This window comes from Pseudomonas sp. NIBRBAC000502773 (assembly GCF_006517195.1).
Taxonomy (GTDB): domain Bacteria; phylum Pseudomonadota; class Gammaproteobacteria; order Pseudomonadales; family Pseudomonadaceae; genus Aquipseudomonas; species Aquipseudomonas marginalis.
This window is the reverse complement of record NZ_CP041189.1, coordinates 4,548,276-4,568,237: the sequence shown is the minus strand read 5'-3', so window position 1 is coordinate 4,568,237 and position 19,962 is coordinate 4,548,276. Positions and strand designations below refer to the sequence as shown.

Here is a 19,962-nt window from a genome sequence, read left to right as displayed (position 1 = left end):
ATCAGTTCGTGCAGACCTGATTGATCTGAAGACCAATGCGTATGCGCCCGGTTGTTGAGCGTGTGAATTACGGATAGTCCAGCGTAAAAGTAGAGGTCGCGGTATAGCTGCCGTGCCCTATGGTCTGGTCCCTGATGGCCGTCGGCTCCCCTTGCACGTAGGCTTTGAGTTCGATGACATTGCTGCCATTACTCAGTACCTGTTCGTCGCTGGTTTTATTCAGCGGCAAGGGCTTGTTACCCGGCGTCTCTATACCGATCCCGATACCGGAGGCACCGCTTCCACCATCGAGTGCGAGCAACCCCGGAAGCTCCCGGTTTTCTACGCCGCCGAACGTGATGGTCACCGTGTCGCCGATGGTGGTGTCGCAGTCCTCCAGGTGCAGCTTGAAACCTTTGCCCACCGAACGCGTATTGATGTAGAGGTGCTTGCTGGTCAGGTCCCAGAGTTCCAGGCTGATTGCCTCGTCACCCGGACGGATGGTGCAGGCTTCTTCAACCAGGTTGCCCTTGAAATTCAGGTTATCCGCCGCGTGTGCTTCGCAGATCAGGCCCAGGGCCGGCAGGCACGCCAGCACGGCGTACAGCCTGGCCCTCTGAACAGTTTCATGTCCCATATCCAACTCCTACTGGTACTCGGCCAACAACGTCGCCACCGCGGTAAACCTGGCGGGGGCAAGCGTTGCACCGGGCTGTTTGACCGGCACGACTTCCAATACCGGCGGGGAAGACAGGGTGATGTCCAGTGGCGTATTGAGTCGAAACGGCAGGTTGTTTTGGAATATCCGAATACCCAGGTCAGGTGCACTGGTCTGCAATGCCGCGCCGTCGAACGTCGTGGGGGTACCGTTGACACTCAACTTGAGTACCCACGGGAGCGTGTCGACGCCACAATTGATGGTGTAACCCACCCCCCGGCGATATTTCACCCCATCGACCCGCTTGACCCCCACATCCCCAAAGTCGACTTCAATCTTGTTGCCCGCATCAATGGTGCAGGGCGGGGGCTCGTTAAGCGTTCCGCTGAACGTTACGTTGGCCGACGCACTATGGCAGAGGCCGATGGAACACAAAGCGAGCAAGGCTCGCTGCTGCCAGCATGTCATTGCGCGCTCCTCATCACTGGTAATCGATCACGAAGGTGGCGGCAGCATCGAATGCGCCTCCCACCAGCCGGCTGCCCGCGCGCTTGACAGGCACCGCCTGCACCACGGGAAAGTTCGGATAGGTAAAATTCACGCTCGAATTCAGCGCCCAGTCAGCGCCATTGAGCGACAGTTTGACCCCCAGGTCCGGGTTGCGGGTCGAGAGCACACGCCCATCAAACGAAGCCCCGGTCCCCCTGAGCTGAAGGGTCATCGCGTTACTGAACGGGGCGTCACAGGTGACGGTGTAAGGCACGTCGCGACGGTAGTTGACCCCGTCGATCCGTGACGTAAGAAGGTCATTGCCAAAAGGCACATTGAGCGTACCGCCGCCATTGATGACGCAGGGCGGAGGCGCAATGATGACCGCGCGGATGATCAGGCTGGTCTCGGCCTGCGCGCCTTGACTGACCGCCCACAACAGGCCCCCCGCGATAAGAATGGCCCGCGAGCCGACTGACTTAGCCATTGTTTTGCCCTTACTCATAACTGAGCCTGAAATCCACCACCGCCCGAAACGCTCCGCTGGTCAACGGCGCGGCGGTACGCGTGGGTTGAACATTCCACGTCTGGGTCGTGCTGCCCTCGCTCAGATACAACGGTTCGCCTCTGGAGCCCAGCTGTACATCGCGCCCCAGGGCATCGGTCAACCGCAGTCCCATCCCGGTGATGCCTTGCACTTTGACCAGTCGTGGGTCGTCGGCATCGGCAGGGGCAACAAACGTCACCGACAACACCGGTTGGTGAGCGCTCCATGCCAGGTTCCCGGTACGTTCGCTGCGGATACTGCCTGCGGTGCGCTGGCAATCCTGAAAACGCAGTTGAAACGGCTTCGATGGGGCCTGATCGCCAGGTCGTTGCAGCTGACTGGCAGACACGGCGCCCAAGTCGACCGTTTGATGCAGCGATGTCATCTCCAGCGTGCAAGGGGACTCATGCATGGATCCGGAAACGTTCAACCGGCCACGCTGGCCATCGATTCCATCGTCATCCTCGGCGCCCGCGCGCGTTGCCAGGACCAGTAACACACAGCCCAGGACTTTCACGTTGTGCAACTTCATGACGCTCTCCCGCTGCAGGCTGCTACTCATTAGGCGTCGAGACTTGCAAGTTCACCTTGCATGTTTCGCCCGTGCAGGTGAACGCCAGTAATGGACGCCCGCCGTAGTCATTCACGTAGGCCAGGTAGGGTGAATTGCCCAGCGCCTTGGCCGTCGGCCCCAGGGTTTGCGTGCCTTTAGGCGGGATCATCACGGGCTCGAAACCCGGCACGGTCTTGCCGTCTTTGCTGCTGCGAGCATCCACCAGAGACACGTAGTAAGGCGTAGGGTTGTTCACCTGGTAACGGTCGCCCTGGCGGGTCAGGGTCAGCTTTTCCTGCCAGGGGTTGGACAGGTCTTGCTGACTGGGAGCGATGGCCTGCGGTCGGTAGAACAATTTAATCCGGGTCTGCAGCGCGATTTGCAGGGTGTTGGATTTGTCGCTGCGCGGTGGAATCTCCCGCAGGTTGAAGTAGTAGACCGTCTCGCGATCCTGCGGCAACGACTTGGCCGCCGGCAACGCCTGCACTTTCACCTGGCTTTGCTTGCCGGGCTCCAAGCGTTGAACCGGCGGCAGCACGATCAAGGGCGAGGTGATCTTGTTGCCCTCCTCGTCCTCGATCCAGCCTTGGGCCAGGTACGGCAGTTGGGTGTTGTTATTGGTGATATTCACGCTGGTCGCATCCTTGCCACCGTCAAAAATCACCCGGGTTCGGTCCAGGCCAACCGCGGCGCCGGCACTCTGGGTCAGGCCCAGAGCCAGCAGTGCGAAAACCAGGAGTGTGGGGTGCGTATTGAGCATCATGAGGCGTTGTTCTCCGTATCGGTACGCTTCCCGGTCAGCGCTGCTGGCTCGGGTGAGGATTGATCAGTGGCTACGCTCTGGCAGCGCAATTGCAAGGCATCGGTCAAGCTGTCTGCGGGCAGCGCGACGGGCAGCGTGAGCAGGCAGCGCTCGATGCCGCCCCAACTGACGATCATCTGCTCACCGGCCTGAATACCGCTCAGGTAAACAGCGCCACCGTCGTTCACAATCCCGGTGTCCTGCTGTTTGGTGTTCTTCACCGTCGCGCCGAAGGGCGGTGCGCTGCCATCCGGCAGGCGCAGGACAGCCATGGCCTTCTCACCGGCAATCACGTCCAGGGACCGATAACCAATGGCCCCTTCGGTAAGGGTCAGTTGGGTCACCGATTGAGTCGCTTCAACGTTGCTCGGCAGGTTCTCCAGGTCGACACTGGCGGCCGTACGCTGGTAGCTGCTGATATCGGAAATCACTGCCTTGCCGAACGCGTTGGTGCGGGTCGATGTGCCGTAACCACGCACAGGCACATCGGGCACACCCCCGGTGTCGAGCATCAGGCGGGTGCCACCGGTGCCATTGGTTCGGTGCAGCGCCGCACCGTAGGGCGTGAGCGTGCCGCCGCCGCGAATGGATGCACTGAGGGTCCTGCCACTGCCTTCCTGGGTGCTGGCGCTGAGATCGATGTCGGCCTGGTCGCCGATATGACTCAGGTAGCCGCTGACGGAGCGGTCGCTTGCATTGAGCTGGTAGCTGTTGCGCTCATCGAGGCGATCGCTGTAGCGCGTCGAGAAACTCTCTTTACCCGAGGTCCTGTTGGCGTCCAGCGACAGGGTGCCGCTGCGCCCCAACGGCAGGCTGACCGTCAGCGCCATTCCGTTATCCTTGTAGGCATACTCCTGGGTGCGAAACATGTTCAGGGACAGGCTCATGTTCCTGACGGTTCCCACATTGAAGTAGCGCGACATCGACAGGTTCCAACGCTGGGTGTCCGGGCGCCCCCAGTACGTCTGCTTGTTGTAGCTGGCGTAGACGGTCGCCCCAAGGTCACGAAACTGCTTGTTGAGCGTCACCGTATACAGGGCCTTGCTGTCGCCAATCGGCTTCCAGCCCTCGATGTATTCACCGCGCTCGATCCCGCCGCGCTCACCGTTCAACCCGTAATGACGGGCGTCCAGGTACTCGCTCATGCTCAAGTAGTTTTTCTCGGAAAACCGGTAACCGGCAAACGTGACCTGGCTGTCGTACTGCTCGAAGTGCTTGGAGTATTGAAGGCGGTAGGATTTGCCCGAGAGTGTCTGGTTCCACACACTGGCGTGGGACTGGGTGGCATCCAGCGATACGGCGCCGAACGCCAGCAGGTCGCGACCGACCCCGACAGACAATGCGCGGTAGTTGTTATCCGTTATCCCGCCGCCAAACAGCGACCAACCATTGCTGATCCCCCAGGAGAATTCGCCGGTGCCGAAAACGCTGCCGTTGGCGCCGTACTGAAGATCGGACGGGCGCCCGGTCGCCAGCTTGTATCGAACGTGCCCAGGACGTGTCAGGTAGGGAACGCCTGCCGTATCGATCTGGAAGGTCTGAACCGAACCATCCTGCTCCTCGACCCGCACATCCAGAGTGCCACTCACGGCGTCGCTGAGGTCCTGAATGCGATAAGGGCCTGCGGCAACCAGCGTTTCATACAGCACGCGGCCCTTCTGGCTGATGATGATTCTTGCGTTGGTCTTGGCGACCCCGACGACTTCCGGTGCGTAGCCACGCAGGTTGGGTGGCAGTTGGCTTTGATCCGAGATCAGTGAAGCACCGGTAAAACGGAAGCTGTCGAAGATGTCCGAGTACAGGTAGTCCTCTCCGACCGTCAAGCGTGCCTTCAGTGCAGGCACTGCGCGATAGGCGTAGTAACGACTCCACTCCAACTGTTGTTGATCCCTGGGTGCCCCCTCCACGCCTTTCTCGATCCGCCCCTGCCAGTCGGCCCTCAGGCGCCAGGCCCCGGCATTGGCGCCAAGGGTTCCGTTACCACTGAGGTTGTTGCGGGTGCCGTCATTCTTTTGATAGCTGGACTGCGCCGTCATGTTGTAGTCAACCAACAGCCCCGGCACACCCTCATCCCACCGGGACGGCGGATCCCAATGAATGGCGCTGTACTCGAGGTAGGCCTGGGGCAGGTTGATGTTCAGTGTGGAGGTGGCCAGGTCGCCACTGACCTCCATGCCAGGCAAACTTTCGGTATCCAGGCACTCGCCGTTTTTCCACCATTTGAGTTTGGCCGCGTCCGACGCCTTGAGACCCAATTGATCGACAAGATCCAGCGATAAACATGCCTGGCTGCCTTTAGGGTCATTATCGGGGGGATAGAAAGCCACCGATTGCTCAGCAATAGGCTGGGCATTAATCTGCACTACCATCGAATAGGTGCCCGGCAGAATAAACCCGCTGCGGGCAAACTGAGACAAGTCAATATTAGTGCGATCACTCAGATCAAGAACATCAGTATTAAACTCAATATCCCCAGCAGCCAGTGCAGTGCCTGCCAATGATATCAACCCGCCAAAAAGGCTTGGGCGCAGCGTATTTTTGACCTTCGCTGTATTTAACATGCAAGCAACCCATCAACGTTCAAAAATATTCCAACTTGAACCGCACGGCAGTACGGTGGGCTCCGGCCACTATGGGCAATCCGTTACCGACAAAATGAAGCGTGTAGTGCAGCGTCATATCGCCTTCCGTTAACGGATGTGGAGTCATCGGCTGACCCGGAACACTTAACTGGCCAGCGGAATCCTCAATATTCAGCGCAACGCCTTGGGAGCCACCAAAGACCGCAAAAGAACGACCACCTCTATCCGTGGGGCCGTCAAACGTCACCCGAAGGTGCTGCCAGTCGGGCAGCGTCACCCCTGGACGGGATGGATCGGTACGACTCAAGGTGCAATTGACCAGGCGCAACTGGAAGGACTGGTCCTGGCCCCTGGCGCGCCGCAGGAACCGGCCAATGGGCTCGGGGTCCATATCGATGGTTTGATCGACGCTGACCAACTCCAGCCCGCAGGCCGAGTCGACGACCTCTCCTCCCAGCGTGACAAGCCCATCACCTTGAGCAGGCTCCTGGGCAACCACCCCAGGGCTGATGAACATCGCCAAAGAAGAGGAGATAGCGAGACTTATGAATGTTTTCACCTGTGCCTCCACCAGCCTCCCCCGCCACGCTGGGTGGCGGGGGAAAACGCTTACTGATAAGCCAAGGTGAAGTTGGTCACCGCGCTGAAGTCGCCCGGTACGATGTCGCCCGTGGCAGCGCCTTGTACATAGGCACCGAACTCCAGCGTGTTGTCACCGGCGGCAATCACTTGCGGCGTGGTAGCCACGCCCAATTCAACGGGTTTACTGCCATGGGTCATCATGATGCCCACATTGCCCGCGCTCCCGACGGTGCCCAGCGCACCCGGCACAACGCTCGATGGCGCTCCGGTGAAGGTGGTGGTCACGGTGTTATCGGTGAGACCCGCCAGGTCGCAGCCCTCCAGTTCAATCAGCAGACGACGCGGCTCGGACTTCCCGCCCGCTTGCAATTGATGTTTTGCGATCGCGCCAAGGGGAATGGTCTGATCGACCGAATCAGGCTTGATAGAGCAGGCACCCGAATGGACCGACCCCAGAAACGTGACAGTTCCGTCCGCCGCCTGGGCAACGGACATCGACCCCACCAACAGCCCGATAGAGAACAGCGCGGTTTTCATTTTAGCTTTCATTTATAGATGCCCACATGAGTAATAAACGTTGTTTAAGTGATTCCGCCGCCGTGGCGCACAGAATCCCTCTATTTATTCCAATTACTTGTATTGCAAACCAGCTCATTTGAAGCCAGGCGATTATCCCGGCCAATTTCAAAAAACATAAGTCGGCCAGTTCTTCTAATTGCGTAGCCTTGCAACACTCGGACACATAGGAAAAATATGGCAAATTGCCAAAACTTTAAAATTACCCGTAAGAATTGGACTACATCAGCTTTAGTTGCAGAAACTCGTCTTCAGATATCACTGTAAGAGAGGGATTACACTCAACGAAAAATAACAACGTTTACTGGAGCACATCAACTAACATGTTGATAAGTGCGCGACGTGGTGAAACACCGTTCAATGGAAAACCATGGACGGTGCGCAGCGGGGGGAATGAAGAGGCTTAAAGCCTGGGAGAAGGGAATTGCTCCCTGCTCAGAGATCTGTACAGGTTAAATTCGGGGTGACTTCAAGGTCTTGTCCAGGCCGACCGCCGCCAGGGCAACCAGCACGAACCCCAGCAGGATCCCCCCGGCATTCACAAACACTTGTGGATAACCCAGGGTGCCGACATCGATGAACGGGTACTGGTACTGCCCAAGCAAATCCCCGCGCAGCAGCACATAGCCGAAGTACACCAGCGGGTAGATGACCCACAGGCCAATGTGCTTGAGGCGCAACTGGCCCTTGGGCACGCAGCGCCACCAGTACAGCACGAACAGCAGCGGCATCACGTCGTGCAGCAGTTCATCGGCGATCCATTGAAAGCCTTCGGGCTGCCACAGATGCCTCAGCAACAGGCTGTAGGCCAAGCCGACCACCACGATGCTGACGGCGATGCCGCTGCTGACGCCGGGGGCGAGGAAAAACCGCCTGGCTGCAGAATCGCGCTTCACCCACGCATAGCTCAGCACCACCGCTGCCAGGGTATTGGTCAGCACCGTGAAGAAACTGAAGAAGTTGATCAGCCCGCCGAGCAGGCTGGCGCCGGACTCCCAGCGCGAATAGAAAATCAGGTATTGCTGAATCGCCAGGCCCACCCAACCGGCCAGCGCCGCTGCCGCCACATACCGCTTCATGAGGTCAATCCAGCGGGCGTTTGGTGCGCATCAGCTTGACGTACAAGCCTTCGACCTTCTCCCGCGCCCATGGGGTCTTGCGCAGGAACGTCAGGCTCGACTTGATGCTCGGGTCGCTCTTGAAGCAACGGATATCAATGCGTTCGGCCAGGCCTGCCCATTCGTAGTGTTCCACCAGGGTGGTGAGGACGTGTTGCAGGGTCACGCCGTGGAGGGGATCGTTGTTTGTCGCGGTCATGCCGGGCCTATGAAAAAGTGCTCACGAAGGCGCACACCTTATCACTCCGCCCTGGCAGGTAAAAAAAGTTCCCGCTCTCGGCAAAAAAGAGATGTTATATTGTAACGATACATCTCAAATCTTTTCGTCGTTTTGCCAAGGAATGTCCGATGTCCCTCTCCTCCCTGTGGCGCTTGTCGCCGCTCGCCGCCGCCCTGCTGATCAGCTCGGAAGCCCACGCCCTGGAACTGCAACCCCAAGTCATCACCGGCAACCCGCTGGGCAGCGAGCAACTCGCCTCGCCGACCACCGTGCTGGAGGGTGATGAGCTGACCCTGCAACAAAAAGGCAGCCTCGGCGAAACCCTGAACAAGCAGCCGGGCGTGTCGTCTTCGTACTTTGGCCCGGGCGCCAGCCGGCCGATCATCCGTGGCCAAGACGGCGACCGCATTCGCATCCTGCGCAATGGCGTGGGGGTGTTGGATGCCTCGTCACTGTCCTACGACCATGCGGTACCGCTGGACCCGGTGAATGTCGAACGCATTGAAATCGTACGCGGCCCGGCAGCGCTGTTGTATGGCGGCAGCGCCATCGGTGGCGTGGTCAACACCTTCGACAACCGCATCCCCACCGAAGCCATCGAGGGCATCCACGGCGCCGGTGAACTGCGTTACGGCGGCGCCGACACCACGCGCAGCAGTGCGGGCAAGCTGGAAGCCGGCAATGGCACCTTCGCCTTGCACCTGGATGCCAACGCGCGGGAATTCAACGACCTGAAAATCCCCGGTCAGGCCCGCAGCCGCCACGCCCCGGACAGCGACGACGCACCCGGCAGGAACGGCCGCCTGGGCAACAGCGACGGGCGCCAGGACGGCGGCGCGGTAGGCGGCTCTTACACCTGGGACGACGGTTACGCCGGGCTGTCCTACAGCAACTACGACAGCAACTACGGCTCCCCGGCCGAACAGGATGTGCGCATCCGCATGCAGCAGGATCACTACGGGTTCGCGTCCGAAATCCGCAACCTGCAAGGCCCGTTTACCTCGGTCAAAGTCGACGCCGGTTATACCGACTACGAGCACCGCGAAATCGAAGGCGGCGAAACCGGTACGGTCTTCAAGAACAAGGGCTACGAAGCCCGCGTCGAAGCCCGTCACCAGCCGCTCGGCCCATTCGACGGCGTGGTCGGTGCGCAGGTGACGCGCAACGAGTTCTCGGCCTTGGGCGAAGAAGCCTTCGTGCCGCAGACCGACACCAACGCCGGCGCGCTGTTTATCCTCGAAGAAATGCAGGCCACCGACCGCCTGAAACTCAGCCTCGGCGGGCGCCTGGAACACACCCGCATCGACCCCGACGCCAAGGGCAACGAACGCTTCGCCGGCGCCGACAGGAGCAACCACTTCACCGCCGGCAGCCTGTCGTCGGGCGCGGTGTATACCCTCACGCCGATCTGGTCCGTGGCCGCGACCCTGGGCTACACCGAGCGCGCACCGACCTTCTACGAGCTGTACGCCAACGGTGCCCACGTCGCCACCGGCACCTATGAGTTGGGCGACGCCCATTTAAAGAAAGAGAAAGCCGTGTCCAGCGACCTGGCTCTGCGCTTTGACACCGGCACCCACAAGGGCAGCTTCGGCGTGTTCTACAGCCACTTCTCCAATTACATCGGTTTGCTGGGCACCGGTCGTACGCTGAACGACGAAGGCGAAGAAGACGCTGGCGGCATCCCCGAGTACGAATACTCCGGTGTGCGCGCACGTTTCGCCGGCTTCGAGGCCCAGGATCACTGGAAGCTCAGTGAGGGCGCCTACGGCAAGTTCGCGCTGGAGCTGTCAGGCGACTACACCCGCGCCACCAACCTGGACACCGGCGAAGCCTTGCCACGCATCGCGCCGCTGCGCTTGAACAGCGGCCTGCTGTGGGAACTGGATCGCTGGCAGGCGCGCATCGACGTCGAGCACGCGGCCGGGCAAGGGCGTGTGCCGGATAACGAGAGCGGTACCGATGGCTACACCACCCTGGGCGCGAGCGCCGGCTATCGCTTCAATGTCGGCGGCAGTCAATGGTTGGCGTTTGTGAACGGTGAAAACCTGACCAACCAGACCGTGCGCTATGCCAGCTCGATCCTGCGCGATATCGCGCCGGCACCGGGGCGCAGTGTGCAATTGGGCATCCGCACCACCTTCTAAACACACTGAAAGCCCCAGTGGGAGGGGGCAAGCCCTAATACCAGTCAGTTAAGGAGGAACACTGTAACTGTGGCGAGCGGGCTTGCCCCGCGTTGGGCTGGAAGCAGCCCCAATAAGAGCGCTGCAGTGTGCCAGGCAGCTCCGGGGCTGTGCTTGGGGCTGCTGCGCAGCCCAACGCGGGGCAAGCCCGCTCGCCACAGGTTACTGTTTGCCCGTTCTATCTCTTAACTGACTAGCATTGGGGCTTGCCCCCTACCCTCTTACTTGGCAGCGACGATCTGTCACTGTTACCAAATCTGAAATGATGCATCTTGCGATTCGTGCTTTCTCTTGGTGCGCCAGCGCTTTATCCTTGTCGGCAATAACCTGAAACGTTTCACTCCCCCGGCCGACCCCACTTTGCTGATTATTCCTACCCGCCAAGACAGCGCTGTCTTACGCCGACCTGCGCACGGGAATAAATCGCCCACCTGTGGATAAGTCCGTTATCCACAGAAAAACGTAATTAACGCTGAACCAAGCCCGTGTCGAATCGTCATCTACAGTGAAGAAACACGGGGATACATAATTCCAACGTAACGGAGAAACACAACTATGAGCACTGACGGTGCTTCACGTCCGAGCCGCCTGCTGCCGAGGCTGCTAGGCGTCTTGCTGCTGATCATGGGCCTGGCCTTGCTGGCCGGCGGCGTCAAGCTGAGCCTGCTCGGCGGGTCGCTGTACTACCTGCTGGCCGGTATCGGCATCACCCTGACCGGCCTCCTGCTGCTGGCCACCCGCCGCGCCGCGCTGGGCCTGTACGCTCTGGTGCTGTTCGCCAGCACCGTATGGGCCTTGTGGGAAGTCGGCCTGGATTGGTGGCAGCTGGTGCCGCGCCTGGCGCTGCTGTTCGCCCTGGGCATCGTCATGCTGCTCCCGTGGTTTCGCCGTCCGTTGCTGCGCGGCCAACCTGCCCCGCTGGGCACTGGCGCGCTGAGCGTGGCCGTGGTGCTGGCCGGTGCAACCGCCCTGGCCAGCCAATTCACCAACCCCGGTGAAATGGTCAAGACCGGCCAACTGGACCGCGACGCGGTACCGGGCATGGCCAGCGCTGCACCGTCCCAGGCCGATGGCGACTGGAACTCCTATGGCCGCTCGGCCTACGGTGATCGTTACTCGCCGTTGGCGCAGATCACTCCGGAAAACGCGCACAAGCTGGTACCGGCGTGGACCTATCGCACCGGCGACATCCCCGGCCCGAACGATCCAGGCGAGACCACCGCGGAAAACACCCCGCTGAAGGTCAACGGCATGCTCTACGTGTGCACGCCCCACAGCCAGGTGATTGCGCTGGACCCGGACACCGGCAAGGAAATCTGGCGCTTCGATCCGAAGATCAGCAGCCAGGGTGCCGAGAACTTCAAGGGTTGGGCGCACATGACCTGCCGTGGCGTGTCGTATCACGATGACGCCGCCTACGCTTCCGAGCAGAGCCCGACCGGCAGCGCCAGCCCGGCCGCCGCACCGAATGCCTGCCCGAAACGCATCTTCGTGCCGACCGCCGACACCCGCCTGATCGCCCTGAACGCCGACACCGGCAAGATGTGCGAAGACTTCGGTGATAAAGGCCAGGTCGACCTGCGTGCCAACATCGGCAGCTTCGCCCCAGGCGGTTACTACTCCACTTCGCCACCGGCCGTGACCAAAAACCTGGTGGTGATTGGTGGCCACGTCACCGATAACGTCTCCACCGACGAGCCCAGCGGCGTGATCCGCGCGTTCGATGTGCACACCGGCAAGCTGGTGTGGAACTGGGACAGCGGCAACCCGGACGACACCACCCCGTTGGCCGAAGGCAAGACCTACACCCGCAACTCGCCGAACATGTGGTCCATGTTCGCCGTGGATGAAAAACTCGGCATGCTCTACCTGCCGATGGGCAACCAGATGCCCGACCAGTACGGCGGCGACCGTACCGACGATTCCGAGAAATACGCTGCGGGCCTGACCGCCCTGGACATCGACAGCGGCCACGTGAAGTGGACCTTCCAGTTCACTCACCATGACCTGTGGGACATGGACGTGGGCGGCCAGCCGTCGCTGATCGACATCAAGACCGAAGCCGGCGTGAAGCAGGCGGTGATGGCATCGACCAAGCAAGGCAGCATCTACGTGCTGGACCGCGCCACCGGCCAGCCGGTGGTGCCGATCCACGAAGTGGCCGTGCCCCAGGGCGCTGTCGCGGGCGACCGTACTTCCCCGACCCAGCCGAAGTCCGAGCTGAACTTCATGCCTCCGCCCCTCAAGGAGCGTGACATGTGGGGCGTGACGCCGTTCGACCAGATGCTGTGCCGCATCGATTTCAAATCCATGCGCTACGACGGCCCGTTCACCCCGCCCTCGCTGCAAGGTTCGATCGTTTACCCAGGTAACTTCGGCGTGTTCGACTGGGGTGGCATCTCCGTCGACCCGGTACGTCAGATCGCTTTCGTGAACCCGAGCTACATGGCGTTCAAATCCAAGCTGATCCCGGCGGCCAATATCGCCAAGCAAGGCCCTCGTGTCAGCGAAACCCAGGGCGTGCAGCCGAACAAAGGCGCGCCGTACGGCGTGATCCTCGAAGCACTGCTGTCGCCTCTGGGCCTGCCGTGCCAGGCACCGGCGTGGGGTTACGTGGCCGCGGTCGACCTGACCACCCACCAGACCATCTGGATGCACAAGAACGGTACCGTGCGTGACAGCTCGCCGGTTCCGGTCCCGCTGACCATGGGCGTACCGAGCCTGGGCGGCACCTTCACCACCGCCGGTGGCGTGTCGTTCCTCAGCGGTACCCTCGACCAGTACCTGCGTGCCTATGACGTGAAAAACGGCAAGCAGTTGTGGGAAGGCCGCCTGCCCGCCGGCGCGCAAACCACCCCGATGACCTACACCGGCAAGGACGGCAAGCAGTACGTGCTGGTCATGGCGGGTGGTCATGGTTCCCTGGGGACCAAGCAGGGTGACTACGTGATGGCGTTCAAACTGCCGGATTAAGCTTTATCGGCGGCAAAACCAAGGCGGCTACCCTCACAGGTAGCCGCCTTTTTTGTGCCTTCCATAGCAGCTGCGGATTTGCGCGGTGTTGGATTATGCGGTGCTTCAGAGCGGCTTGCGTTCCCGCCGCATCCACAACTCGAACGCCATGGCATTGAGCGGACGGCTGATCAAGTAGCCCTGGGCCGTATCGCAGTTCCACTGCTTGAGCAGCTTGAGGCTGGGCTCGAATTCCACACCTTCGGCCACCACCTTGAGCCCCAGGTTGTGGCTCATTTCGATGGTCGAACGCACGATCACGCCGTCGCCGCTGGTGCTGTCGAGGTTGCGCACGAAGGATTGGTCGATCTTCAACTCCTGCACCGGCAGGCGCTGCAGTTGCGCCAGGGAGGAATAGCCGGTGCCGAAGTCATCCACCGACAGGCTGATGCCGCAGCCGCGCAGTTGCTCCAGCACGCTCAAGGCTTGCTGCGCGTTGTGCATGATCGCGCTTTCGGTGATTTCGAAAATCAGCTGCCGGGCCGCCACGCCGTACTGCATCAGCAAGGTGCTGACGCGGATCGCCAGGTCGTCATCGGCCAGGTCATCCACCGAGATGTTCACCGACAATTGAATGTGCATGCCGCGCTGCGACCACTCGCCGATCTGGCGGATGGCTTCTTCGATCACCCACAGGGTCAGGCCGCCCATGCTGCCGGTGCGCTCGGCCAGGGGGATGAACTCGGCGGGCGACACCAGCCCCAGGGTGGGATGCTGCCAGCGCAGCAGGGCTTCGGCCTGGCACACCTCGCCATGCTTGAGGTCGAGCTTGGGCTGGTAGCACAGGTACAGCTCGCCTTCGACGACGGCCCGGCGCAGGTCGCGGATCAGGGTGATCTGGCGCTGGTGGGCGAGGTCGCGGTCCTGCTGGTAGATCTGCAGATAACCCGGCAGCGTCGCCGCATCGTGGCGGGCGATGGCGGCGCGACTGATCAACTCTTCCACCTGCTGGCCATCGGCGGGGTAGGCGGCGATGCCGATGCTGACTTCGTGGCGCACTTCATCATTGCCGATGCGCTGGGGCTCGGTAAGCAGCGCGTAGAGGCGGTCGGCGCGGGCGACGGCGCGGTCGATCTCGGTGTTTTCCAGCAACAGCAAGAACTCGCTGCCGGTGATGCGCGCCGCCGTGTCGCTGGCCAGCAGGCTCATGGACAGGCAGCGGCTGGCTTCGCGCAGCATGTCCTCGACCCCCTCCGGGCCGAAGCCTTCGTTGATCACCCGGTAGTTCTCGATGCCCAGGTACAGCAATACCACCGGCCGCCGTGCACTGATCGCACTGCCCAGGCGCTCCATGGCCAGGGCTCGGTTAGGCAGGCCGGTGAGCGGATCATGCAGGGCGTTATGGGCCAGTTGCCGTTCGCGCACGGCGATGCCGCTTTGCATGGCGTTGAAGGCGCGGGCCAGCAAACCGAACTCATCGTGGCTGCGTGCCCGCACCGGCGTGCGGTAATCACCGGCGCCGATGCGCCCCGCCGCCTCCACGAGGGCGTTGAGCGGGCGCGACACCCGCCGCGCCAGGAACAGCGCGCCGGCCAGCGACACCAGCAGCACCGCCAGGGCAATCCCGAGAAACTGCCGGTCCAGCGGCGCAAAGGATTCCAGCGCATGGTCCAGCGGGCTTTGCAGCAATACGCGCACGTCATCGCCGTCGCCGGTATTGGCCAATGGAAGCACGCGGCTGAGCACGCGCTGACCGTGGAACCCATGGATCTGTGCCTCAGGGTTGAGCGGAGCGTCGTGCAGCAGGCTGAGGGCGGTGGCCCGGTACGCGTCGGGCTGGGTGCTGAACAGCGGGCCGGGCGTGCCGTCCTGCACACTGAGAAACGACACTTCCAGGTTGCTCATGGAGCGCAGTTCATAGGCGAACAGTTGGTCCATGGCAAAGCCCATCACGATGCGCGCGATGGGCAACGGGTCGCGCACTTCATCCTGCACCAGCAGGTAAGGCCGCCCATCCAGGGCCACGATCACCATGTGCAGGCCACTGCGCCGCGCATGACGCAAGGCGGCGTCATAGGGGAACAGCTGGCCGCGGGTGAGGATGGGGAGTGTGCTGACCATGACCTTGCCATCCAGGCCCAGCACAAACACTTCGCTGGAACGAATGCCGGTGCCGTGGCGCCGCAGTGCCGCCAGGATCGGTGCGGGCTTGCCTCCGGCCACGGCCTGCTTGAACGGACCATCGCCGGCGAGCCAGTCGAGCCCGTATTGCAGGCGCCGCCCGCGCAGGTCCAGCAGACGCTCGAATACCTGGGTTCCGGTTTTCAGTTGGACTTGTGCCTGGTTCTCCACGGCACGGCGGGTGGCGCTCTTGACAGCGAAATAGGTGGCGGCGACCACCACCAGCAGCAACAGCGCCAACACCCCGGCAATACGGGTTTGAAAGGTATGGCGCCATGTCATGGCAGTGCCCTCCGGCAGCGTTCGCCGCTCGCCGCCGCGTCCCTTAGTCATGTGCACTCCTTGCGCCCTGACCTGCTGTCAAAAAAACATCCATTTAGACTGGACTTTTTGTTTTAGCAGATTAGCTGGGACATCGCATAAGCGCACCGAATAAAACCGGGGTTTTAACTGTCATTTTATTGGCGACAACCGCTTGGCCATATCCGCCTGTCAGCTGCGGGCGCGCATGAAGTCCCCCCAACGCCGCACCAGGTAGTTGTGCTCATCCATGACCGAGTTCCACACCGCGATATGCCCCATGCGCTGCTCATAGGAGCCGCCATCGCGCACCTCGCCGATATCGATCAACGGCAACCCATCACTGCCGAGCAGCTCCTCCCGCGCAGGCTTGCCGGCGTACCAGTAATCCCACTCGGCACTGCTCAGGTGATCACGGCTGCGCGCCGGGTTGCCGATGTAGTAACCCTGGCGCGCCATCACCGCGCCCGGCCAGCCGGACAACCACCAATTGAGGTACGCGTAGGCCGCGTCCAGCACCGGCCCCTGGGCATGGCGCGACAATGACAAGCCGCCGAACCAGGCGCGATAGCCTTCGCGGGGCACCGCCAGGCGGTATTTCACTCCGGCGCGGTGCAGGCGCATCAGGGTTGGCGACCACAGGCTCTGGATATCGATGCTCGGGCTGAGCATCAGTTGCGCCGCCTCTTCATCGTCGGACCAGAACGCGGCGAAATGCCCTTCCTTCTGCTTGCGCACCAGAATATCGGCGAGCACGTCGATCTCTTCGATGCTCATATTGCCGATGTCGTTGAAGCGCGCCAGCCCCGCGCCCTGCACCGCCAGCGCAGCATCCAGGGCGCCGATGGCGGCATCGCTCTGCAACGCCGTGCGGGCGCGCCAGGCCGGGTCCAGCAGCCAGCCCCAGCTTTCGTTACCGTGGCAAAAACCCTCGGGCAGGCGCTCGGGGCGGTAGGCGAAGCTGTCGGCATTGTGGGTCAGGGGCAGCATGCTGATGCGCTCGGTGACGGTGCTGCCGAGGCTGCCGTCGTGCTGCACGAACAGGCGTTCGCTGGGCACGCTGCCGCTGCCCAGGCGGTCATTGGGCGACAGCCGACCGCGCTTGGGCAGGTCGTTGATCTCGTGCCACAGCGCGATGCGCCGCGTGTCGATGGGCTGGATCGCCCGGGCCGGCCACACGAAGTCGACGTTGTGAAACCATTGGTCGTAGAGGTCGTAGCTGTCGGGCTGCATCACTGCGATGCGCTGGGCCTGCTCCACATCGTGCACCTGGTACACCAGGCGAATCCCCAGTTCCTGTTCGGCGCGCACCCGCAGGCATTCGAGCAAAGTGACCGAGGTGCCGAGCACCCGTAAGGTGATCATCCGGCGAACCGCCGTGAGAACACCTCAAAGGAACGCCGCAGCAACGCTGGGTCGAGACCGCGCAGGATAAACACCAGGCGCGATTGCCGCTCGGTGCCTGGCCACGCGGGCAGATGGACCGGGGCATGCAGGCAATGCTGCACGCCATGAATGACGATGGGGGCGTTACTGGCGTTCACGTTGAGCAGTCCTTTGACACGAAGGATTCGTTCGCCGTGGCATCTTAACAGCATCGACAACCACACCCCGAAGCCGACCCAGTCCAGCGGCCGGTCGAAGGTCATACTGCACACCTGGGCCGTACCATGGGTGGCGCTGGTGGTCTGGTGCAATTGCCAGCGGCTGACTTCCAGGGCGGGCTCGGCACTGCGCAGGCCTTCGCCGAGCAACAGTTGGTCGCCGCTGTGGATGGCGTGGGTATCGAGGATCGGCGTACCGGCGTTGAGCGCCTGCAGGTGCGCACGCAGCGGTTCACAGTCATCCACAAGATCAGTCTTGCTCAGCAGCAAACGGTCTGCCGCCGCGACCTGGGCCAGCCATTCCGGGTGCAGGCGTTCCTGCAACGCGGCGTGGCTGGCATCGACCAGCGTCACCACCAGGCCGATATGAAAACGCCCGCGCAGCTGCACGTCGTTGTTCAAGGTGGCGAGGATCGGGGCCGGGTCGGCCAGGCCGGTGGTCTCGAGGATCACCCGTTTGAACGCGGGGATTTCGCCACGCTCGCGGCGTTGCAACAGGCCGAGCAACGCGTCCTTGAGCTCGCCACGGATGGAGCAGCAGATGCAGCCGCTGGGCAGCAGCACGGTGTTCGGCGCGACTTCTTCCACCAGCAGATGGTCGATGCCGATATCACCGAATTCGTTGATCAGCAGTGCCGTGTCGCCCAGGCTTTCGCCTTGCAGCAGACGCTTGAGCAAGGTGGTCTTGCCGCTGCCAAGGAAGCCGGTGATGACATTCAGGGGCATGCTCATGGGGCTGACTCCAAGTGATCGAGCAGTCGCGGATCAAGGGGATCCAGCGGCCGGCCGAGCATGGCTTCAGCCGCCTGCCAGAGTTGATCCAGCCCGCTCGCCAGTGCCTGTTTACCGGTGGCGCCCACCAGCAGATAGGACGCGCCCTGGAAGTCTTCGACCTTGAGCCGGAACACCGCCAGGACCTGGTTGATCGCGGCGATACGGCGCAGGCGTTCGCGGCGCCTGGGCAGTTCATCGCCCAGGGGATCGCTCCAGTGCAGGTCTTCCCCGAGCAGTCCGCAGAGTCCGCACATGGCTACACCCCACTCATGGCATGACATCGCCGGAGTTCGGGCCCAGAGTCTGACCGACGAACAGGTTGCCGCCCGGCTCGCTGGCCAGCAGCACGGCGGTGGGCGCCACTTCATCCGCCAGGCCGAAGCGTCCCAAGGGCAATTCAGCGGCCTTGGCACGCTTCCAGTCGGCGCTGATACCGCCCACTAACGGCGTCTCAATCGGACCGGGAGCGATGGCGTTGACCAGCACATTGTCCTTGGCCACTTCCAGGGCCAGGGACTTGGTAAAACCGATGACGCCGGCCTTGGCGGCCGCGTAGTGGGTGAGTTCGGCGCCGCCCTTGATGCCCAGTTGCGACGCCACGTTGATGATCCGCCCCCAACGCTGCGCCAACATATGCGGCAAGGCGCGCTGGCTGGCGACGAACACACTGGTGAGGTCGACGCGCAGCATGTCGTTCCACATCTCGATGGACAGGTCGACGCAACGCGCCTGGGTGAGCATCCCGGCATTGTTGACCAGGATATCGATGCCGCCGAAATGTTCGACGCAACGGTCGACACTGGCCTGGGCGCCTTCGACCGTGCCCACATCGGCCACGCACTCGACCACCTCGGCGCCCAGGTTACGGCAGGCGGTCGCGGTTTCGGCGAGGCTGGCGGGGTTGCGGTCGGCCAGTAACAGGCGCGCACCTTCAACGGCATAGGCGCGGGCGATGGCGGCACCGATGCCGCTGCCGGCGCCGGTGATCACGGCGCGGCGGTTATTCAGTTGAGGCATATGAAAATCTCCTGAAACAAACACAGTTCCAATGTGGGAGGGGGCAAGCCCCCTCCCACATTTGGATTGAGTACATCAGTCAGTCAGGCCAGCGCACGGTGAGGCCGCCGTCGATGACGATGCTCTGCCCGGTCAAATAACTCGACGCTTCACTGGTCAAGAACTGCACCAGCGACGCCACTTCATCCGCGCGCCCTACCCGCCCCAACGGAATCGCTCGAGCAGCCTTTGCCAGACCTTCCGGCCCCAGCGAGTTCTTCGCATCCAGCGATTGCGGCGTCTCGATCAACCCCGGGATCACCGCATTGCAGCGAATGCCCAGGGGCGCCAATTCCACCGCCAGCGAACGGCACAAGCCCGGCACACCGGCCTTGGCCGCCGCGTAGTGGCTGTGGTCCTGCCAGCCATACACGCCGCCGGCAATCGAAGAGATCGCCACCAGCGCGCCGCCTTCGTTCATATGCCGCGTCGCCGCGCGGAAGGTACGCATCACCCCGGTCAGGTCGACATTGAGCATCTCGTTCCATAACTCGTCGGTCATTTCCAGCAGCGGCGCACGGCGCAGCAAACCGGCGTTGGCCACCGCGTAATCCAGCCGGCCGAAATGCTGTACCGCCTGCTCGGCGAGGGCGTCCACCGAGGCGGTATCGCCCACGTCCAGCGGCAACATCAGGCACTCGCCCCCCGCCTCTTCCACCAACGACACGGTGGTGCCCGGGTCGTGGGGATCGGCCGGGTAATACCCGCCCACCACCGCCACGCCACAACGTGCATAGGCCACGGCGAGGGCTTGGCCGATGCCACTGGCGGCACCGGTAATCAGGGCAACTTTACGGCTCATC

The 19,962-nt window shown here is 62.2% G+C and carries 18 protein-coding genes; 2 read left to right on the top strand and 16 right to left on the bottom strand.

Annotated elements, in window-relative coordinates; translation table 11 throughout:
* Positions 1-67: 67 nt before the first annotated feature.
* The 10 genes from NIBR502773_RS21050 to NIBR502773_RS21005 form a co-directional block, all read right to left on the bottom strand.
* The gene (locus NIBR502773_RS21050) at positions 68-616 is read right to left on the bottom strand and encodes a fimbrial protein (RefSeq protein ID WP_141156854.1); all 549 of its coding nucleotides are present in this window, start codon (positions 614-616) and stop codon (positions 68-70) included.
* 9 nt (positions 617-625) lie between these two features.
* Complete coding sequence (locus NIBR502773_RS21045; protein WP_065926568.1) at positions 626-1,105, bottom strand: fimbrial protein; 480 nt, start codon at positions 1,103-1,105, stop codon at positions 626-628.
* Positions 1,106-1,118: 13 nt separating this feature from the next.
* Positions 1,119-1,613 carry a fimbrial protein gene (locus tag NIBR502773_RS21040; protein WP_141157862.1) on the bottom strand — a complete coding sequence of 165 codons (495 nt, stop codon included), beginning with the start codon at positions 1,611-1,613 and terminating at the stop codon, positions 1,119-1,121.
* A 10-nt stretch (positions 1,614-1,623) separates the two neighbouring features.
* A complete protein-coding gene (locus tag NIBR502773_RS21035; protein ID WP_065938653.1) occupies positions 1,624-2,205 on the bottom strand; it encodes a fimbrial protein in 582 nt (193 codons plus the stop codon).
* A 22-nt stretch (positions 2,206-2,227) separates the two neighbouring features.
* Positions 2,228-2,989, bottom strand: a complete 762-nt coding sequence (locus tag NIBR502773_RS21030; RefSeq protein ID WP_141156853.1) for a fimbria/pilus periplasmic chaperone — start codon at positions 2,987-2,989, stop codon at positions 2,228-2,230.
* Positions 2,986-5,589 carry an outer membrane usher protein gene (locus NIBR502773_RS21025; RefSeq protein ID WP_168209007.1) on the bottom strand — a complete coding sequence of 868 codons (2,604 nt, stop codon included), beginning with the start codon at positions 5,587-5,589 and terminating at the stop codon, positions 2,986-2,988. Before NIBR502773_RS21025 ends, NIBR502773_RS21030 begins: the two co-directional genes overlap by 4 nt.
* A gap of 19 nt (positions 5,590-5,608) precedes the next feature.
* A complete protein-coding gene (locus NIBR502773_RS21020; protein ID WP_092487319.1) occupies positions 5,609-6,169 on the bottom strand; it encodes a fimbrial protein in 561 nt (186 codons plus the stop codon).
* 50 nt (positions 6,170-6,219) lie between these two features.
* Positions 6,220-6,729 carry a fimbrial protein gene (locus tag NIBR502773_RS21015; protein ID WP_065926573.1) on the bottom strand — a complete coding sequence of 170 codons (510 nt, stop codon included), beginning with the start codon at positions 6,727-6,729 and terminating at the stop codon, positions 6,220-6,222.
* Between the two features lie 491 nt (positions 6,730-7,220).
* A complete protein-coding gene (locus NIBR502773_RS21010; RefSeq protein ID WP_065948890.1) occupies positions 7,221-7,847 on the bottom strand; it encodes a Pr6Pr family membrane protein in 627 nt (208 codons plus the stop codon).
* A 4-nt stretch (positions 7,848-7,851) separates the two neighbouring features.
* On the bottom strand, positions 7,852-8,085 hold the full coding sequence (locus NIBR502773_RS21005) for a VF530 family DNA-binding protein (RefSeq protein ID WP_027604640.1): 234 nt from the start codon (positions 8,083-8,085) through the stop codon (positions 7,852-7,854).
* A 149-nt stretch (positions 8,086-8,234) separates the two neighbouring features.
* On the opposite strand from NIBR502773_RS21005, the gene NIBR502773_RS21000 reads away from it, so the two are divergent.
* Both NIBR502773_RS21000 and NIBR502773_RS20995 read left to right on the top strand, forming a co-directional pair.
* On the top strand, positions 8,235-10,253 hold the full coding sequence (locus NIBR502773_RS21000; protein WP_141156852.1) for a TonB-dependent receptor: 2,019 nt from the start codon (positions 8,235-8,237) through the stop codon (positions 10,251-10,253).
* Positions 10,254-10,847: 594 nt separating this feature from the next.
* Positions 10,848-13,265 (top strand): glucose/quinate/shikimate family membrane-bound PQQ-dependent dehydrogenase, encoded by a 2,418-nt coding sequence (locus NIBR502773_RS20995; RefSeq protein ID WP_141156851.1) that lies wholly within the window; start codon positions 10,848-10,850, stop codon positions 13,263-13,265.
* A 105-nt stretch (positions 13,266-13,370) separates the two neighbouring features.
* Here the strand turns inward: NIBR502773_RS20995 and NIBR502773_RS20990 are convergent, their stop codons facing one another.
* The 6 genes from NIBR502773_RS20990 to NIBR502773_RS20965 all read right to left on the bottom strand — a co-directional run bounded on the left by NIBR502773_RS20990 (position 13,371) and on the right by NIBR502773_RS20965 (position 19,961).
* Positions 13,371-15,707 carry a bifunctional diguanylate cyclase/phosphodiesterase gene (locus NIBR502773_RS20990; protein ID WP_141157860.1) on the bottom strand — a complete coding sequence of 779 codons (2,337 nt, stop codon included), beginning with the start codon at positions 15,705-15,707 and terminating at the stop codon, positions 13,371-13,373.
* A gap of 210 nt (positions 15,708-15,917) precedes the next feature.
* A complete protein-coding gene (locus NIBR502773_RS20985) occupies positions 15,918-17,090 on the bottom strand; it encodes a PotD/PotF family extracellular solute-binding protein (protein ID WP_065926582.1) in 1,173 nt (390 codons plus the stop codon).
* Complete coding sequence (locus NIBR502773_RS20980) at positions 17,087-18,061, bottom strand: GTP-binding protein (protein ID WP_141156850.1); 975 nt, start codon at positions 18,059-18,061, stop codon at positions 17,087-17,089. The genes NIBR502773_RS20985 and NIBR502773_RS20980 overlap by 4 nt, the downstream gene beginning before the upstream one ends.
* Positions 18,058-18,357, bottom strand: coding sequence for a hypothetical protein (locus NIBR502773_RS20975; protein WP_141156849.1), 300 nt, complete (start codon positions 18,355-18,357; stop codon positions 18,058-18,060). The genes NIBR502773_RS20980 and NIBR502773_RS20975 overlap by 4 nt, the downstream gene beginning before the upstream one ends.
* Positions 18,358-18,370: 13 nt before the next feature.
* The gene (locus NIBR502773_RS20970) at positions 18,371-19,120 is read right to left on the bottom strand and encodes an SDR family NAD(P)-dependent oxidoreductase (protein ID WP_141156848.1); all 750 of its coding nucleotides are present in this window, start codon (positions 19,118-19,120) and stop codon (positions 18,371-18,373) included.
* Between the two features lie 79 nt (positions 19,121-19,199).
* Positions 19,200-19,961, bottom strand: coding sequence for an SDR family NAD(P)-dependent oxidoreductase (locus NIBR502773_RS20965; RefSeq protein WP_065938644.1), 762 nt, complete (start codon positions 19,959-19,961; stop codon positions 19,200-19,202).
* Position 19,962: the final 1 nt, after the last annotated feature.

What these genes read in the sequence shown, in the direction of transcription:
- NIBR502773_RS21050 (WP_141156854.1), bottom strand. Translation starts at nt 616, where the DNA reads ATGGGACATGAAACTGTTCAGAGGGCCAGGCTGTACGCCGTGCTGGCG.
- NIBR502773_RS21045 (WP_065926568.1), bottom strand. Translation starts at nt 1,105, where the DNA reads ATGACATGCTGGCAGCAGCGAGCCTTGCTCGCTTTGTGTTCCATCGGC.
- NIBR502773_RS21040 (WP_141157862.1), bottom strand. Translation starts at nt 1,613, where the DNA reads ATGGCTAAGTCAGTCGGCTCGCGGGCCATTCTTATCGCGGGGGGCCTG.
- NIBR502773_RS21035 (WP_065938653.1), bottom strand. Translation starts at nt 2,205, where the DNA reads ATGAAGTTGCACAACGTGAAAGTCCTGGGCTGTGTGTTACTGGTCCTG.
- NIBR502773_RS21030 (WP_141156853.1), bottom strand. Translation starts at nt 2,989, where the DNA reads ATGATGCTCAATACGCACCCCACACTCCTGGTTTTCGCACTGCTGGCT.
- NIBR502773_RS21025 (WP_168209007.1), bottom strand. Translation starts at nt 5,589, where the DNA reads ATGTTAAATACAGCGAAGGTCAAAAATACGCTGCGCCCAAGCCTTTTT.
- NIBR502773_RS21015 (WP_065926573.1), bottom strand. Translation starts at nt 6,729, where the DNA reads ATGAAAACCGCGCTGTTCTCTATCGGGCTGTTGGTGGGGTCGATGTCC.
- NIBR502773_RS21010 (WP_065948890.1), bottom strand. Translation starts at nt 7,847, where the DNA reads ATGAAGCGGTATGTGGCGGCAGCGGCGCTGGCCGGTTGGGTGGGCCTG.
- NIBR502773_RS21005 (WP_027604640.1), bottom strand. Translation starts at nt 8,085, where the DNA reads ATGACCGCGACAAACAACGATCCCCTCCACGGCGTGACCCTGCAACAC.
- NIBR502773_RS21000 (WP_141156852.1), top strand. Translation starts at nt 8,235, where the DNA reads ATGTCCCTCTCCTCCCTGTGGCGCTTGTCGCCGCTCGCCGCCGCCCTG.
- NIBR502773_RS20995 (WP_141156851.1), top strand. Translation starts at nt 10,848, where the DNA reads ATGAGCACTGACGGTGCTTCACGTCCGAGCCGCCTGCTGCCGAGGCTG.
- NIBR502773_RS20990 (WP_141157860.1), bottom strand. Translation starts at nt 15,707, where the DNA reads ATGACATGGCGCCATACCTTTCAAACCCGTATTGCCGGGGTGTTGGCG.
- NIBR502773_RS20985 (WP_065926582.1), bottom strand. Translation starts at nt 17,090, where the DNA reads ATGATCACCTTACGGGTGCTCGGCACCTCGGTCACTTTGCTCGAATGC.
- NIBR502773_RS20980 (WP_141156850.1), bottom strand. Translation starts at nt 18,061, where the DNA reads ATGAGCATGCCCCTGAATGTCATCACCGGCTTCCTTGGCAGCGGCAAG.
- NIBR502773_RS20975 (WP_141156849.1), bottom strand. Translation starts at nt 18,357, where the DNA reads ATGTGCGGACTCTGCGGACTGCTCGGGGAAGACCTGCACTGGAGCGAT.
- NIBR502773_RS20970 (WP_141156848.1), bottom strand. Translation starts at nt 19,120, where the DNA reads ATGCCTCAACTGAATAACCGCCGCGCCGTGATCACCGGCGCCGGCAGC.
- NIBR502773_RS20965 (WP_065938644.1), bottom strand. Translation starts at nt 19,961, where the DNA reads ATGAGCCGTAAAGTTGCCCTGATTACCGGTGCCGCCAGTGGCATCGGC.